The following is a 16507-nucleotide window of genomic DNA, read 5'->3' as shown; positions in this document are numbered from 1 at the left end:
CTCCGATATATTTATATGACGTAGGCGGTAAAAGGATTTTTATCGTTCTTAATATGATCATAATATTTTTATGAAACTCCCAGAACTAAGGATTGGCTTAGTTAGCACAGTATGAGAGTAAATAATAGTCTTAGGTCTAAGATCTTAAAGTCTATGCTTTGTCTTATAACAGTTATTATCATGACTGTTTCTTTTGCATTGCCGCAAACTATAAGATATTCCAAAGCTGCGCCTCCGGAAGCTGAAAAGCTTGATGATGAACCGGTAGAGGCGAATTTCTATGGAGATATAGCGCCATCTTCTGATATAGCTAATTACAAAAACGGAAAAATAGGGACAAGGACAGTTAAAGTTGGATATTTTATGATAGACGGCTTTCAGATGTATGATGAGAATTATGGATATTCCGGTTATTGCTATGATTATCTTCAAAAGATCCGAACCTATACCGGGTGGGATTATGAATATATAGGAGATGATGAAGATATAGCATTCTCTGATCTGTACAGGATGACTGTTGAGGGCGAGATCGACCTTATAGGCGGTATAACCTGGACACAGGAAAGGGCTGATAAGCTCATCTTTTGCAATGTGCCAATTGCTATGGAGTATACGACCATATTTGTAAAAAATGGCGATACAACTTTTCTTGCCGGCGATTATTCCAAATGGAGAGGCATAAGGCTTGGAATTGTCAGAGGGACTACATATGTTGACAAAGTCAGGGATTTTGCAGAATCGAATTATTTTACCTACAAGGGATATTATTATGACAGTGATGCAGATCTAATTGCTGCTCTTGAAAACGGCGATATTGATGCCTTTGTTTCCGGAAGTTCCCATAACTTTCCCGGAGTTTCAATTTTGGCACAGTTTGATCCAAGCTATTTGTTTTTTGCCACAGGACTTGATAATAGTGACCTCATGGACAGTCTTAATCATGCTCTTTCTCAGATAGAGACTGTTGATGCAGGCTTTAAAGAGTCACTTATGTCCAAGTATTATCAGGGCAACGGCACTAGTAATATTACATTCACATCCACAGAGAAACTCTATCTTGATTCTCTTATAACTAATAACAGAACCTTTACTCTTTTGGTCAATCCCGATAACTGTCCATTATCTTATCTCGATGAAAACGGTAAACCATCAGGTATCCTTGTAGATATGACAACTTCTATACTTGACAGTATAGGCCTTTCATATGAATTTTATGAAGTATCTGACAGATTTGAATATATAAATGCTTATAATGAGCAAAGAGCAGATATAGTGATCGACTTTATATCGGATTTTGGCCGGTCCGAAATGGGAGGATATTACGAGTGTGATTCCTATTTTGATACCTCTCTTGCCAGTGTCCATAATGATAAAGAATATTCTTATGATACGATCGTAAAAAGACATGGAGACGGAATCTTTAATGATAGTATACTTCAAAGCCTAAGCGATACTGATAATGTTGTATTCCTTGATTCTTTAGAAGCTACAAGGCGTTATCTTGTAGCTCATCCCAAAGCCTGTACAATGCTGCCCTTGGAAAGCGCAGTAGTGCTTGTCGGACAAGAAGAGACCAATGCACTTGTTGCTGAAGATATATCTTATAGAAATCTGCGCTTTTGCATGGCTGTTAACAGTAGCTGTGGCAATTTCCTTATAGGAATCTTTAATAAAGCATGTAACTCTTTTCCTCAGCAAAAAAGAGCTGAGATCATCAGCAGATATGATATTGACAATTACACACCGAAGACCTTTAGAGCCTTCATATATGATAACCCTATGTACGGCTTTGTAGTTATTGTTTCAGGTCTTGTCATCTTCTTTTTGGTGATCATAAATCATATTGGCAAAAGAAACAGACGTAAGGTTGAAGATCTTAACCAGAAGCTGTCTACAGCGCTTGATGGAGAAAAGAAAGCGTCTGAAGCCAAGAAGAGATTTTTCAGTAATATGAGCCATGATATGAGGACGCCTCTTAACGGGATACTGGGGCTTACCAGAAGCGTTATTCGAAATGGTATAAATTCGGTAAACAATCTGGATTATCTGTACAAGATAGAAGACAGTGCCAATTATTTGGAGCTGCTTATCAACGATTCACTTGCAATGAGTAATCTGGGAAGAGTCGAGATAGAACTAAATCCTCAGATGTGTGATCCCGGACAGGTCTTTGACAGCCTTAAAAATGTTGCACTTACCTTTGCAAAAGAAAGAGATATACGAATTATATTAAGAAGAAAAGAAATAGTAAACCTTCCGACAATGATCGATTATAGCAGACTTGAACAGGCGATACTAAATGTTATCTCCAATGCTGTTAAGTTCTCACGTAAAAGCGGTACTATCGAGATCGATCTGACCAGCAGCATGATAGACGATGGCAAGGTCGAATATACCTTAAGCGTTCAGGATCACGGAATCGGAATGAGCAGCGATTTTCAAAAGACGATGTTTGATGCTTACACGCAGGAAGACAGAGGTGAGATGACAGATCATGCAGGGACAGGAATAGGGCTTTCTGTTGTCAAATCTATCGTCGAGAAGATGAATGGCAGAATTGATATTAAGAGTAAAGAAAATATAGGAACGATAGTGACTCTTGTCTTTGTATTTGATGTCTGCGCAGGAGCCATGCTCGATGATCTGCAAGAAGATTATGAGCAAAAAAGCCTTGAAGGTAAGACTGTTCTGTACTGCGAAGACAATGAGCTTAATATGGATATAGTATGTGCTATCCTTGAAAGCGAGAATGTCAAAGTGGAAAAAGCCTGGAACGGCAAAGAAGGTCTTGATACATATACAAACCTTCCGGAGGGAACACTTGCAGCAATACTTATGGATATCAGAATGCCTGTAATGGATGGCCTTACTGCTGCCAGAGCCATAAGAAATTCAGGCAGAGAGGATTCAAAGACCATACCTATTATAGCTGTATCTGCCAATGCCTTTGAGGATGACAAAAAAGCTTCGAAAGATGCAGGGATGAATTCGCATCTGTCGAAGCCTGTTGATCCAAAGCTTCTGATAAGTGAGATTAAGAAATATGTATGCATATAGTTTGTATGATCGAACCTATCTGCTAATAAAATTACTCCGCCTTGTGGTAACTATGCTACAAGGCGGAGTATATTTATCTATAGAATAATCTATTTCTTGCGTATTCTGCGCTTTTTGAGCCATCTTATGATCATGAACCTAAGGATCAGGAAACCTGCAGAAGTTGAAGCTATGGCAAATCCTATGAATCCAAGAAATGGAATTCCAAATACCTGTGGCTTCATGTCGGTAGTGCAGATTATGGCAGAGCCGATAAGAAGACCTGTCAGACACATTCCAATAACAAGATTTCGTACAGACGTATAGACAAGCTCTGCAAAGGGACCTGAAATCTGAAGCCTTAGATTGGTTCTGGATTCTCCCTTTAGGTATTCTTTTAACGCATCTGTTGCAAGACCCGGAAGTTCTATTCCCTTACTTGCAGATCTGTAGAGTCTTTTAAGATTGGACTTAAGCTCAGTTTTTATATCCACGTCTTCAAGATATGTCTCACCAACTCTTGATGCAGCTATGTCGAACATATTGATATCAGGTGCGATAACTACAAGATCACCCTCTATATGTGCAAGGCCTCTTGCCAACATAGTAACGCCGTGTGGCAGTGCCAGAGAGTTACTCTTCATGATATCCATAAGATCCTGCATGGATTCCGGGATATTGATAGAACCCATGGAAAGAGACCCGTATTTATTTAGAAAGTCCCTAAGATTCTCATACAGTAAAGCTCTGTCTACAGGCCCGAACTCATCGCACAGGTCCATGACAGCGCTTTCCAGCATAGATACATCTCTAAGAGCGATACTTTCAACGCCTCTCATCATGATGCGGCGCTGCTGCTCGGTAAGTCTTCCCATCATCCCCATATCAAGCCATATGATCTTGCCATCCCGTACACACAGATTGCCGGGATGAGGATCTGCATGGAAGAAGCCATCATCCATTACCTGCTTGATGAAGTTATTGACAAGCTTCTGACCGATCTCATGGCAGTCATAGCCCATTTCTTCAAGCTTATTTATATCTGTTATAGATATACCATCTATATATTCCATAACAAGAACGCGGTCTGTAGTATATTCTTTGTATAGCTGCGGAACACCTATATAGGCCACGTCTTTGTTATTATGTGCAAATTCGGTTATATTGGCAGCTTCCTTTAAAAAGTCCATCTCCTGCTGGGCGACAGTCCACATCTCATCAAGGACCATGTCAAGATCCACCATGTTCCTAAGATCGCCAATCTTGGGCATAAGCGATACCAGGCGGTGTAGAAGACCTATATCGCGGGCCATGATATCGTAGATGCCTTTTCTTTGAACTTTGATCACAACTTCTTCGCCGTTTAATAAGACAGCTTTATGAACCTGTGCTATAGAAGCTGAGCCAAGGGGCTTTTCTTCGATAGAAGATAGGATATCTTTTATATCGCACATCCATGACTTTTCAAGGACCTCTTTGACCTCTTCAAAAGGCATGGGAGTTACATCTGTTGTAAGCTCCATAAGAGCATCACAATAACGCTTGGGCAGGATGTCCGAATGAAGGGACATTATCTGCCCAAGCTTAACATAAGTGGGCCCTAATTCTTCGAGAATCGTCCGAAGCTTTTCGGGAGATATGCCGCGGGTTATGTGATTGCGCATAAGGACCTCGCGGATTTCTTTAAATCTGGAGCTGTTGTCTTTGGTGTTTTTGGTAGTGGTTTCTGTCATATTCCTCATAGCCTCGGGCATAACTTTTTTGGTTATCTTTTTGTATTGTCCATGTACATTCAGTTAGATACTGATCCATGAATATACACGGTGATAATACATGATGAAAAAACATGGACTTTATTTGTCTTTTAAAGCTTCCTTTAAATTCTTGAGCTCTTCTTCAGAAAGAGATCCTACAAAATCCTCCATGTTTTTGGGAGCGGAAGAGCCTTCTTTATGTTCTTTATAAGTGCGCTTTAACTCTTTGTTGAGCTCTTTGCCCTGTTCTACAGTAAGTTCGCCCTTTTCAACAAGGGTTCCTACCAGCTCGTCAGCCTTCTCTGCTGTAAGAGCAACAGCGCCGACACTTGCCAGAAGAAGCTTCTTAAGACCGTCAGTAATAGGGTTTTTGTTGTCTGCCATGATGAAATCCTCCTTATATACATGTGTTTTTGTAACTTGGAATCAGAAATACGGATCATAAGTGTATTTCGAATTCAGTTTATTTATCAAAACATCTTTTTAAGATGATCTGATTAGTGTGCTAAAAACATATCAAATGAATATATCAAATATAAAATGGTATAGTTTTGGAAAAAATATAATGCCGCCAATAACAGCTGCCAGTATAGCAGCTACTAAAACGGCACCTGCTGCAGCATCTTTTGCTTTCTTGGCAAGAGGGTTATAATCCTTGCTTGCAAGATCGACAACAGCTTCAATCGCCGTATTTACAAGCTCAAGAGGAATGATTATTGCAAAAAGCAAGATGCATACAAACCATTCGCTAAGACTTATCTTAAGAATAAAGCCGAATATAATGACCAGAGTAGTAACTACCAGATGGATCTTGATGTTACGCTCATCTTTGATAGTATTAAAGATTCCTTCAAATGCATATCCAAAGCTCTTGTAAAGTGGACTTCTTTTCTGATTGTTATCCATCGGCACTTTCCACCTTTGTTTATGACTTTTGAACTGAAAAGATATTAGAACTATATTATTTATTTTACTATAAATAGACTATTTAATCCACATCTGACTTCGCTTTTACGCATTTTAAGCCGCTCATCCTGAAAATTGTGCAATTCGTCGGATTTTGAAGAGAAATAAGGTGCAAGGTAGTACAATGCTGTTTAAGCGGTATATCGCAGAAGTTTTTAAATTTAGGTGAAATGAAGAAGGATAATAATCAGATGTATGAGAATAATATAGTAATGAACCAAAATACCAGAAATAATAAGACTAAGGAGAATCCTATAAATGTATCTTATTGTTGTTTGACATGCATGATAGGGATGGTTCTTGGGGGATTCTTAATATTTATTGGAATTTACATGATAACTAATGATCTATTTAACATGGATGATGTAGTAATGCTTATAGCATTTATTACCATGGGGATATGTATGATAATTGGGGACTTTTTGATCATGGTAAACAGAAAACTAATAATAGTTGAAGACAGGCTAATATATACATCAATGTTTAAGTATCACCATTCTCTTAGCCTTAATGATATCAAGGAAGTAAAGATAAAGAGAACCAGGGATATACAGAATCGTAAGATTGTTATCACACTATATGATCATGTTTTTTGGATAAATGTTTATAAAGACTGTCCGGGATACGATGAGGTAAAAAGGTATTTTTGCAATAAAGGAATGCTAACTATAGATGGCATGAAAATTAGCCCTTATGATGAATAAGAGATTGGACTTCAGAATATAAGGTTGAGATTATAATAGATAATTATTCTTGGTGGTTAAAAGTTTATAAGGACTGTCCGGGTTATGAAGAGTTAAAAAAATATTTTTACAATAAAGGAATGTTATCTGTAGCCGGACTTAAAATACGGCCTTACGATGATGAAAATGAGATATATAGTGATGATGAAAACTGATAATAAACAGTTATATCTATAAAAAAGACCTGACCAAATAATAAATATAAGCAGGAAATGGAAAGAAGGAGCTATTTATGAAAAAAGTTACATTACTTAAAAAATACTGCCTAGTAGGACTGGCAGGTATTATTGCTGCATCGGCTATAGGATGCACTAGCGAAGATATCAATCTTGATAAAGATGAAGTTGCAGAAGATGTATCTTCGGAAGAATCATCACATGATGAAGAAAATGAAAAGGTAGAAGATAATAACACAGGTTCTACAGACAATTCTTCAGATAGTGAAGATGGCAAGGATGAGTCAGATGCTAATACTGAAAGTACCGAAGATGCTGATGTTAGCGAGGATGATACAGATATTGGTGCTAATAGCAGAACCGCATATAAAGAATTCGAAGATGGCACAGCGAAAGTTAAGTATGTGATATCAGATGGCGACTTATTCTTCAATGCTGAGTATAATGATCCGGTTTTTGAAGAAGACGAGTTCTATTCTATGGATGAAATCATTGAAGCTTGTAAGGAACTTGGTTGGTACAATGCAGATGGAAATCCTACGATTACTTATACGGAAATAGACTGCGGAGATGATTGTATTCCGGAATTACTTGTTGATGTTCAATTTAGTGCTATGGATTCACTTGCCATGATAATAAAAGAAATAGATGGAGAACTTGTTCTTTGCTATGATGAAGGATATGGCTATAGATATATACTTGAAATTGGCTTTGATGGAACTATTGAAGGATCAGGAAGCAGTGCAGCAAATATTCATTATACAGAGAATGCTTTCATAAATGGAGACGGCGAATATGTTTTTTATTATGGATGTAGAGTATCACTTGGTTTAGCGGATAACTTCAATTTGTATACATCAGGAATTAATGAAGCAGACGTTTGTACTGACGGACTTGATGTCGATCACATCGGCGTAGAACAATACTATTTTGATGCAGATTATAAGACATGCGATAAATATTATCATTACTACATATTCGATGACAACTTTGAAGATATTTCAACAGATGCCGACTATGAAGACTCCAGTGAGATCAAACAGGCATTCAGCGATGCAGGCGTCTTAACTTATACACAGGATGAGATAGACGAAATGCTTGCTGAAAGGGCAGAAGAGATCGGATATACTGGAAAATAAATTGAAAAATTGGTATTTATAAATGCATAAAACCCGTTTACTATAAAATGGTAAACGGTTTTTGCTATAAATAAATATATATGCAGATGTCAGTGTTTTTAAAGAATTTTAATGTTATTTATTTCTGCCAATTTCATCATCCCATAACTTTCTCATATCCCAAAAGCTCAAACCGTCTGCAGTAAGCTCATAGAACATTTTTTCATTAGCAGCGCGGTCAAAGATATCAAAGAACATCTCATCAAGGTCTTCAAATTTGGGATCAAGCTGATATTCGCTAATATCCTTGAAACCAAGCTTTCTGAGTGAATCATAGGCGAGATCTCTTTTTTCAGGATTCTTTGAGGTGTGCATATCGGTACAGCCGTCAATATAGGATATAAGTAAGGTTCTAGGCTCTTTCGTATCTTTGGCTACAGCGGCTATAAGAGCCTTATTATAAAGATAGCCTTCTATGTCAATCCAGTTCTGGCTCTCTTTTACCACCTTATTATCGGAGCTGTCTAAGGAATAGCCGGATGACACGGGGGCAAAAGTCTCATTTTTAAGCATCCTGCCAAGATCTTTGCTCCTATATTCAGGACTCAGCATGGGAACACATATCAAATTGAATAAAATATACTCACTACTCAGTTTTACAAATAAAAGGCCGAGTAATAAAAGTATAATGGCCTCTATTATTGTGCCGGATATATCTCCATCCCTGACGTCTAAGACGATCATAAATACACTAAATCCCACCCAAAGAAGTGATCCGAGAAGGGCGAAGAATTTACGCAAGAATGCAACTTTCATTTCGTTTTTTATGATTGTTTTCAACATTTACCTCCTGTGGTTATATGAAATACTTTTATAATAATAATTGTATTATAATTGCCGGATTGTTGCATGCATGTTTTAGACTCCTGACTTATCCTGCCTTATCGTTATAGGATATATGATTGTATTTGATCTATATATGTGATATCATGCAGTTGAATAAAAGAAAGGGCGATTTTGTCGCAAGGGTGAACGAATGATTATTAGATAATTTGATTTAGGTGAACATATTGATAGGACTGCTGCTTATGGCGGCGGTATTATGTGTACGCTTAAATTGGATTATCATGCATTCGAAGCCTTTATTTATATATAGGTCTTTTTGTGTGAGTCTATTTTGCGTACGCAGGATAGGCTTATTTTTTAGCTGAAAAGGGAGACTTATATGGCGAGACATTTATTGATAAAAGCAGAGAATATAGTCCATTCCTATGGAGAACAGACCGTACTGGATTTCGACAGGTTCTATCTGTATGAGGGCGAGAAAGTTGGACTTGTTGGGATGAATGGCGCAGGCAAGAGCACGCTTCTCAAAATTTTGGCAGGGGAGCTGGAACCAACCAAAGGAACAGTTTCGAGCAATTGTATTCCGTTTTTTTTCGAACAGTTTGGCTCAAACAGTGAATACTTTGAAACTGACTATGCAGAAGCCGGCAAGATGGGAGTTGCAGACCACATCTGGCAGGAAAATGTTAGCGGCGGAGAAGATACCAGGATAAGACTTGCACAGCTCTTTTCAAGTCCACATGCAGTGGCATTTCTCGACGAACCCACATCAAATCTGGATTATAACGGTGTGGAAATGCTCAAAAAAAGACTGAATGAAATAGAAACACTGGTCGTGATCAGCCATGACAGGTCCGTTCTTAATGAAATATGTGACAGGATTGTAGAGATTTCTTTTGGCAAACTTCAGAACTATAGCGGAAATTATGATGAATATGTTGTTCAAAAAGAAGAACAGCGAAAGACTCAGCAGGCCGAATATGAGAACTATCAGGCTGAAAAAAAGAGGCTTCAAAGCGTTTACGTTGAGAAAAAAGCTAAGGCCAAAACTGTAGATAAAAAGCCAAAGAACATGTCAGCAAGTGAAGCAAAGGTTAGAGCGTTCATTGGAAATAGAAAACCTGAGGACAAAGCCCGTGGAATAGAAAGAAGTGCCACAAATGTCCTAAAACGCCTTGAACATATGGAGATTAAAGAAAAGCCCAAAGAAGAACTTACAGTAAGACCTGATTTCAGACTGACCAATCCGCCAAGAAATCCCATAGTGATCCGTGGAGAACATATTTCTTTTGCCTATGATGACCACGTTATATTCGACGATGCAGATTTTATGATCAAGAATGGAAGTAAGGTTGCGCTACTGGGCGGTAACGGAGCCGGCAAGACTACTTTACTGGAACTAATAAATAATAGAGAAAAAGTATACGTAGTCCCAGGAGCCAAAATAGGATATGCCAAGCAGAACATGTCCCAGATCGACCTTGATCGAACCGTTCTTGAAAATGTGCGCAGAGTCAGTATCCAGAGCGAGAGTCTTTCAAGGATTGTACTGGCACGTCTTTTGCTATCAGAAAGAGATATGAACAAAAAGGCATCAGAGCTTTCGGGTGGTGAGCGGATGAAGCTGTCTTTTGCCATGCTCTTTGTATCGAATGTGAATTTGCTGATACTGGATGAGCCGACGAATTATCTGGATATACCATCTGTAGAGGCTTTGGAGAAAATGCTGATCGAATATGAGGGGACACTTGTATTTACTTCGCATGATAAGGTGTTTGTGGACAGGATTGCTACAGAGCGGATGTATATTGGGGACGGGAAGATTAGACAGGAATAAAAAGTGGCGTCACTTAACGTGGCGCCATTACTCTTTCTATATATATTATACCATAGATAAATACAGCATTTAAAGCCTTGTTTTTTACAATTTTGAATGGTAGATTTAGAGTCTGACCGCAGTAGTAAAGGGGGATTCGGGACTTATGAAAAGCTATTTTAAAATTGTAAAAATGATGTTTGCATCAAATAAGCGATTACTATTTGGTGCCTTTGTAGTAATGATGGCATTGATCGCAGTTGAGATGGCAATACCGCTTGGTATAAATGCCATGATCGATATGCTGGAAACGGATAAAGCGGTGTATACCTTTGTGATAGCTGTGCTGCTGTTCATTATCGGCTATTTTCTTTTATCTCTTTTATCAGGGTTAAATACCAGGCTGTATATCCGTATAGGCAATGATCTTTTATGGAACATGAGACGTAAGATATACAAAGTACTTTGGGGAAGCGAGTACATGGAGCATGTCCAGAAGTCCAAGGACAAATTTAAATATGTCCTGTCAGGACAGACATATACTGCGTTTGCGATTGCAGTGATATATTCTGTCGGGGGCTTTGTTAATACGCTTACGGTTATAGCTTTTTTGATAATTGCCTTTTGGTATAGCATTCCTGCAGGCATAACGTTAGTCTTAGGGATTGCATTTACACTCGGAACATCATTTATAACAGGCCGTGGCATATTAGGTAATTATGAGCTTTGTGACAAAGCGCATGAACAAGATACTGCGCAGGTATACGAGACGGTGGATATGGTTGAAGCTACTCGTACAAACGGTTTAGAAGATTATTATCTGACTAAGAATAAAAAAATACATGATAGTTTTATGAAACTCTCTGAGAAAGCCGAAGGAAAATCTGCGTTCTTTGAGACAATAGAAAAAAGCTTTACTGACCTTATATACATTATAGTTGCCGGTATGCTGCTTTTGACATCGAATGTAAGCGGAGGAAAGCTTGTAACAGTCCTTTTTATAACAAATACTATTCTTGCTGTCAGCGGGCGAGTTCAGCGCCAGATCCAGGTGATCATCAAGAATATTCCTGCCTTTGACAATGTTGTAAAGCTTATGGATATTCCCATTATTTCCGGAAAAGAGATAAGTGATATCGAGAATATCAGATTTGAAAACGTAACGCTCGAAATCGATGACAGGAAGATCATGAACAATATTTCTTTTGATATAAATAAGGGCGATAATGTCCTGATCCGTGGTGAAAATGGAAGCGGCAAAAGTTCAATACTTAAGATGATCCTAGGCTTATATAAGCCGTCAAACGGGCAGGTATCCATCAATGATACACCAGTTTCTGAGTATGATTCATGCTCTTTTTATAAAGAAATATGCTACGTTTCGCAGGATGAACTTATACTTAATGAATGCGTCGAAGATTATCTTAGATATGTAACTCATTCAGATTGCAGTGAAGATGAAATAGAGGCAATGCGTAAGAAGCTGAATCTGAATCCTGAGATTGATGTTATAGAAGAAAACGGAGCAACCCTTTCCGGAGGTGAAAAGAAGAAACTCTTTATGATGAAGTGCATGATGGAATCCGATGTATCGCTGGTTATTCTGGATGAGATCGATGCCGGGCTGGACGTTGAAACCAAGGTACTGCTTAAGGATTTGGAAAAAGAGCTGTTGAGTGATCCTGATAAAATAGTCATTAAGATATCACATATTGATAGTGATGATACAGGATTTGATCAGATTATAGAATTATAACGCAGTAAAACTGATTTATGAAATGTCTATATATTATTTATGTAAAATAATTGCATGAAAAATATGATAATGTTATAATCATAGTGAACAATAGTAAAAATCCTTAACGGAGGAACGGCTATGATTATAGAGATTAGGGCAAAAAACTGCTTCGCATTTGATGAACAGATTGCTTTCTCAATGAAAGCTGATATGCGTAATAAAAAATTTGCCTCAAATGTACATAAAGAAAATAACTTTAATGTCCTTAAGACAGCTGGAATCTATGGCCCTAATAATGCAGGAAAAACCTGCCTTATAAGGTGTATTAAAGCTATAAAAAGCGTTTTACTGAATAAGAAAAATGGCCTGATGTCAAATATTTTTACAGACAACGATATCTGTGAGCTTGGGGTCACTTTTTTATCAGGTGGAAGAAAGTTCTCGTATGATTTCAAGTACGATGTCAAGAAAGAGGCTTACGTCTTTGAATCATTTATAGAGGTGTTGAAAGATCAGTATAATAACGAAAAAGAAGTGTGCTGGCTAAAACGCGATACTCTCAATGAAGAATATGAGTGCATAGATACAGAGCTTTTGACAATGATGCCTGTTGTTGCAAAGAATAATGTTATTTTTCACCTTATTGATTCTACTAAATTTAAGGCACTCAATGAGATGAAGGAAGTTCTGGTTGGTTTTGCTGAAAAGATAGATGTTATCAATATGAATAACATCCCTATGGAGCATACCATTGACCTTATGAAAAACAAGAATCAGCTACAGCAGAAAGTTGTTGATTTTATTAAAAATGCAGATCTTTACATGGACAATTTTGAATATGTGGAAATGGGAAATGTAAAGCTTTCGTCTGGTGGCGCTGATGAAAAGCCTGAAGAAAAAGTACTTGATGTTCCTGATAGTGTAATGGATCAGATCAGGCTGGTTTCTACATATAAGGGCGTTCAGGTTCCAAGTATGCTATTTGATTCTACAGGAACTAAAAAGATAGCGGCTATGGCAAGTTATGTTATTGAAGCGCTTGAACAGGGTCGAATCTTGGTAGTAGATGAGCTTGATAGCAGTATTCATTTTAAACTTACCAGAGCCACAGTTGCTATGTTCAATAATGAGCTCAATACTGATGCACAGATGATCTTCACAGTACACGATATTAACCTTATGGATTGCAAACGCCTTTTCAGAAAGGAACAGATCTGGTTTGTAGATAAGGATGAAAAGGGCGTTTACGTTTATTCACTGTCTGACTTTACCGCAGAAAATGGTGTGAGAGATACATCTGACATAATAGAAAAGTATCGAAAAGGAGCTTTTGCGGCGCTGCCTGATCCTGAGCTGATAAATTCCCTGTTAAGTATAAAGGGAATTGTGAAGGGAGCAGTTGCAGATGGCGAATAGACTTCCTGATATATCGGACAAGCATAAAATCTGCATTATCTGTGAAGGTAATGAGGAATATAAGTATCTGGAACATTTGAACAATTTACAGGTATGGAATGATGTTTATGAAATAGCCCTTGTTAATGCGGCGGGAAATGGTAATATTCCTGCTCGGTATCAGGATAGGTACCAAAATGGAGCTTATGAAATTGTTCTTATATTCTGTGATACAGAAAAGAAACCATATGAACAATATGAAGATATTAAGCGAAAGATAAATGATTTCCATGGTGTCGATAACGCTGCTGAAGAAGTGATCATATTTGGTAATCCATGCACTATGCAGATTATATCTAAACACTGGACTGATGAGTTTATCAAAAGACCTGCGAAGGCTGTCAATGCACCGCTTATAGAGAAATATACAGGTGTTAAAGGTTACAAAGGTAGGGCTGATCAGATTGATCAGGTAATGAAGAGCATTGATAGTGATAATTATACTTATATGAAAGAAAGAATCGGCAAGTTGCCTACAGACGATCATGTTGACGGCTCAAGCAATTTCAGCAAACTTGTACAGTGCTTGGAATCAGATGATGTTAAGTGGATAGATAGAATTAATGATTCTATAGAAGCGTAAAGGATAATATTATGCTTATTCATGAAGTAGATTTAAACGAGGAAGTTCTGGCTAAGCTGATCCGTTTCTCAGAGGACTGGGCAGCAGAGAACAGTTGCTACGGATATCTCCAAAATGACAGATCAGATATTGAAGGCAATAGAATATTTTTTGCAGAGGACAATGGCGATATAGTTGGGTATCTTTTTGGTAAAGTTTGTGGATCTAAGCAGATGAAATCCATTATGCCGGAGGGTACACCATTCTTCGAAGTAGAAGAACTGTATGTAATTCCCGAGAAGCGTTCCCAAGGAGTTGGAGAGAAGCTTTTTAGATTTGCTGAGAACGCTGTCAAAACAGAGGCAGAATATATGGTTCTGAGCACTGCTACGAAAAACTGGAAGGCTATATTTCATTTTTATATTGATGAACTCAATATGAATTTCTGGAGCGCAAGGCTTTTTAAGAAGATAGAGAGATGAAGGTAAGAGAAGTGGAGCATTTAGTAACAGTAACATCGGAAATTGAAAAATATGTAGCATTTGCACGTCAAATAAACGCTGACAAAGATTATTCACAGCCTCTCTTGGATTCTGATTTGATAGAGGAGAAGCTTGAAAGGGCTGTTCATAATACGGATGATCGTGTACTTGCAGTTTTTGATAAAGAGAAAATAATCGGATTATTCGTTCTTCTTGTTATAGATGATGAAAAGTATGTAGAAGTAACTATGGGACTCTCCGGGGCACAAGGTGCCTATATTGAGCTGTTTGCCTATTTGTCACAGTACTTTAACGGTTACCAGATTGATTTTTCCTTTAATCCATGTAATGAAATTCTCAGGAATATTTTAAATACAAAGAAGGCGCTTTTCCGCGAAGAACAGCAAAAAATGGTTTTGAAGCAAATTTCAGAAATTGATGATATATCTGGAATCGAATTGATAGATGATAAATATATCAGAGGTTATCTTGCAATCCATGATACATCGAATTACTGGACCGGGGAAAGAGTACTGGAAGAACCGGACAGATTCTATGTTTTGGTAGCTACTGAAGAAAATAACGTCGTTGGCTATTTGGATCTCACAAAGAATTATGAAGAAAATGAGCCCTATGATGTGTTTGTAAAAGATGAATACCGCAGAAAAGGATATGGCAAAAAACTTCTGGCAAAAGCCATAGAACTGAACAATCCTAAGGGCATGTCTTTGATGGTAGATGTTGATAATGTTCAGGCAATTCGTTTGTATACATCAATGGGGTTTGATAAAGTTGAAGGACAGAACTGTGTATATGCGACTTGGAATGTGTAAAGCTGCATATTAAAAGGGTCTTAAGTATTTATAACAGACAAAAAATCTACTATCTGTTGGATGAAGTTGCTATGCAGTTGATTCATTTGAAACTGCCAAGAGACTTATACTGATAGAAACAAATAAATCAGCATAAGTATAGCTGGAAAGGACGTAAAGATGGACTTTGGGACCAATTTAAAGCAGCTTCGAAAAGAGAAAAACCTAACACAGGAAGAACTTGCAGAGTGCCTGACAGTATCACCTCAAACAGTAAGTAAGTGGGAAAACAATATTTCCATGCCGGATATCTCAATGCTACCCGTTCTTGCAGACTACTTCGGAATCACCGTAGACGCACTCCTTCGCCATGATACTAATCAGGAGAAGTTAGAAATTAAGGAACTTGCAGGATCAGTCCATGCCCTGGCAGATCAAGGACAGCTGGAAGATGCCTACAAAACATTATTAGATTCAAAGGGAAAATGGGCATTGTCTGCATCAATGAACCATCTGATGAGCTTTACTTCTTATCAGCTTTCTCAGGAAAAAGAATCAAATAGACAGCAGGAACTGTTGGAAGAAGCGATCATGTATGCTGACCGCACGATCAGACTTGATAGCGGCGAGACATCCCGCACAGCTCAGGCTAAAATGACTAAATGTTACTGTCTATATGACCTGGGAAGAAAGAATGAAGCTATAAAGATCGCAAACACATTGCCATCTATGTATTCATCAAGGGAAAGAGTACTTGCGAAGGTTGCTGAGGGCACTGAAAGAAGTGATAATATCCAAAATGCTTTGCAGTTTCTGAAAGAATTGCAAGATGAGATTGAAGGGATGCGTAGATAAACGAAAGTTTTAATTATATTAGAAAGACAGTAGAATAGCCATTTTTACTGTGTTATTATAAGGCATATGCTTGCAAAATCGTGAGTATATGCCTTTATATTATTAGTATAGATTATAATTGTTCGTTAATTAATCCGTAGATAGATAA

14 protein-coding genes are annotated in these 16507 nt (G+C 37.9%); 10 read left to right on the top strand and 4 right to left on the bottom strand.

The window, feature by feature from the left end; genetic code table 11:
- Nucleotides 1-111: 111 nt before the first annotated feature.
- Nucleotides 112-3057, top strand: coding sequence for an ATP-binding protein (locus tag I7804_RS12330; protein ID WP_248403724.1), 2946 nt, complete (start codon nucleotides 112-114; stop codon nucleotides 3055-3057).
- Nucleotides 3058-3146: 89 nt separating this feature from the next.
- Here the strand turns inward: I7804_RS12330 and I7804_RS12325 are convergent, their stop codons facing one another.
- From I7804_RS12325 to I7804_RS12315, 3 genes are all read right to left on the bottom strand, one after another.
- Nucleotides 3147-4769 carry an ABC1 kinase family protein gene (locus I7804_RS12325; protein ID WP_248403723.1) on the bottom strand — a complete coding sequence of 541 codons (1623 nt, stop codon included), beginning with the start codon at nucleotides 4767-4769 and terminating at the stop codon, nucleotides 3147-3149.
- Nucleotides 4770-4889: 120 nt separating this feature from the next.
- A complete protein-coding gene (locus I7804_RS12320; protein ID WP_022752821.1) occupies nucleotides 4890-5174 on the bottom strand; it encodes a phasin family protein in 285 nt (94 codons plus the stop codon).
- A 132-nt stretch (nucleotides 5175-5306) separates the two neighbouring features.
- Nucleotides 5307-5696: a diacylglycerol kinase family protein gene (locus I7804_RS12315; RefSeq protein WP_248403722.1), complete on the bottom strand. Its 390-nt coding sequence runs from the start codon at nucleotides 5694-5696 to the stop codon at nucleotides 5307-5309.
- 251 nt (nucleotides 5697-5947) lie between these two features.
- Between I7804_RS12315 and I7804_RS12310 the strand changes: the two genes are divergently transcribed.
- Together I7804_RS12310 and I7804_RS12305 are read left to right on the top strand one after the other, a co-directional pair.
- Nucleotides 5948-6460, top strand: a complete 513-nt coding sequence (locus I7804_RS12310) for a hypothetical protein (protein ID WP_248403721.1) — start codon at nucleotides 5948-5950, stop codon at nucleotides 6458-6460.
- A 271-nt stretch (nucleotides 6461-6731) separates the two neighbouring features.
- Nucleotides 6732-7814, top strand: a complete 1083-nt coding sequence (locus tag I7804_RS12305; protein ID WP_248403720.1) for a hypothetical protein — start codon at nucleotides 6732-6734, stop codon at nucleotides 7812-7814.
- 114 nt (nucleotides 7815-7928) lie between these two features.
- On the opposite strand, the gene I7804_RS12300 is transcribed toward I7804_RS12305, so the two are convergent.
- On the bottom strand, nucleotides 7929-8609 hold the full coding sequence (locus I7804_RS12300) for a hypothetical protein (RefSeq protein ID WP_248403719.1): 681 nt from the start codon (nucleotides 8607-8609) through the stop codon (nucleotides 7929-7931).
- Nucleotides 8610-9018: 409 nt separating this feature from the next.
- On the opposite strand from I7804_RS12300, the gene abc-f reads away from it, so the two are divergent.
- From abc-f to I7804_RS12265, 7 genes are all read left to right on the top strand, one after another.
- Nucleotides 9019-10476 carry a ribosomal protection-like ABC-F family protein gene (gene abc-f / locus I7804_RS12295; protein WP_248403718.1) on the top strand — a complete coding sequence of 486 codons (1458 nt, stop codon included), beginning with the start codon at nucleotides 9019-9021 and terminating at the stop codon, nucleotides 10474-10476.
- Between the two features lie 145 nt (nucleotides 10477-10621).
- Complete coding sequence (locus I7804_RS12290) at nucleotides 10622-12211, top strand: ATP-binding cassette domain-containing protein (protein WP_248403717.1); 1590 nt, start codon at nucleotides 10622-10624, stop codon at nucleotides 12209-12211.
- Between the two features lie 120 nt (nucleotides 12212-12331).
- On the top strand, nucleotides 12332-13609 hold the full coding sequence (locus I7804_RS12285; protein WP_248403716.1) for an AAA family ATPase: 1278 nt from the start codon (nucleotides 12332-12334) through the stop codon (nucleotides 13607-13609).
- Nucleotides 13599-14231, top strand: a complete 633-nt coding sequence (locus I7804_RS12280) for a hypothetical protein (RefSeq protein ID WP_248403715.1) — start codon at nucleotides 13599-13601, stop codon at nucleotides 14229-14231. The genes I7804_RS12285 and I7804_RS12280 overlap by 11 nt, the downstream gene beginning before the upstream one ends.
- Nucleotides 14232-14242: 11 nt before the next feature.
- Nucleotides 14243-14692, top strand: a complete 450-nt coding sequence (locus tag I7804_RS12275) for a GNAT family N-acetyltransferase (protein ID WP_248403714.1) — start codon at nucleotides 14243-14245, stop codon at nucleotides 14690-14692.
- On the top strand, nucleotides 14689-15525 hold the full coding sequence (locus I7804_RS12270) for a GNAT family N-acetyltransferase (RefSeq protein WP_248403713.1): 837 nt from the start codon (nucleotides 14689-14691) through the stop codon (nucleotides 15523-15525). Before I7804_RS12275 ends, I7804_RS12270 begins: the two co-directional genes overlap by 4 nt.
- A 159-nt stretch (nucleotides 15526-15684) precedes the next feature.
- Complete coding sequence (locus I7804_RS12265; RefSeq protein WP_248403712.1) at nucleotides 15685-16359, top strand: helix-turn-helix domain-containing protein; 675 nt, start codon at nucleotides 15685-15687, stop codon at nucleotides 16357-16359.
- Nucleotides 16360-16507: the final 148 nt, after the last annotated feature.

It is taken from the genome of Butyrivibrio fibrisolvens, assembly GCF_023206215.1.
GTDB classification, from domain to species: Bacteria; Bacillota; Clostridia; order Lachnospirales; family Lachnospiraceae; genus Butyrivibrio; species Butyrivibrio fibrisolvens_C.
This window is presented reverse-complemented; position numbering and strand designations above follow the sequence as displayed.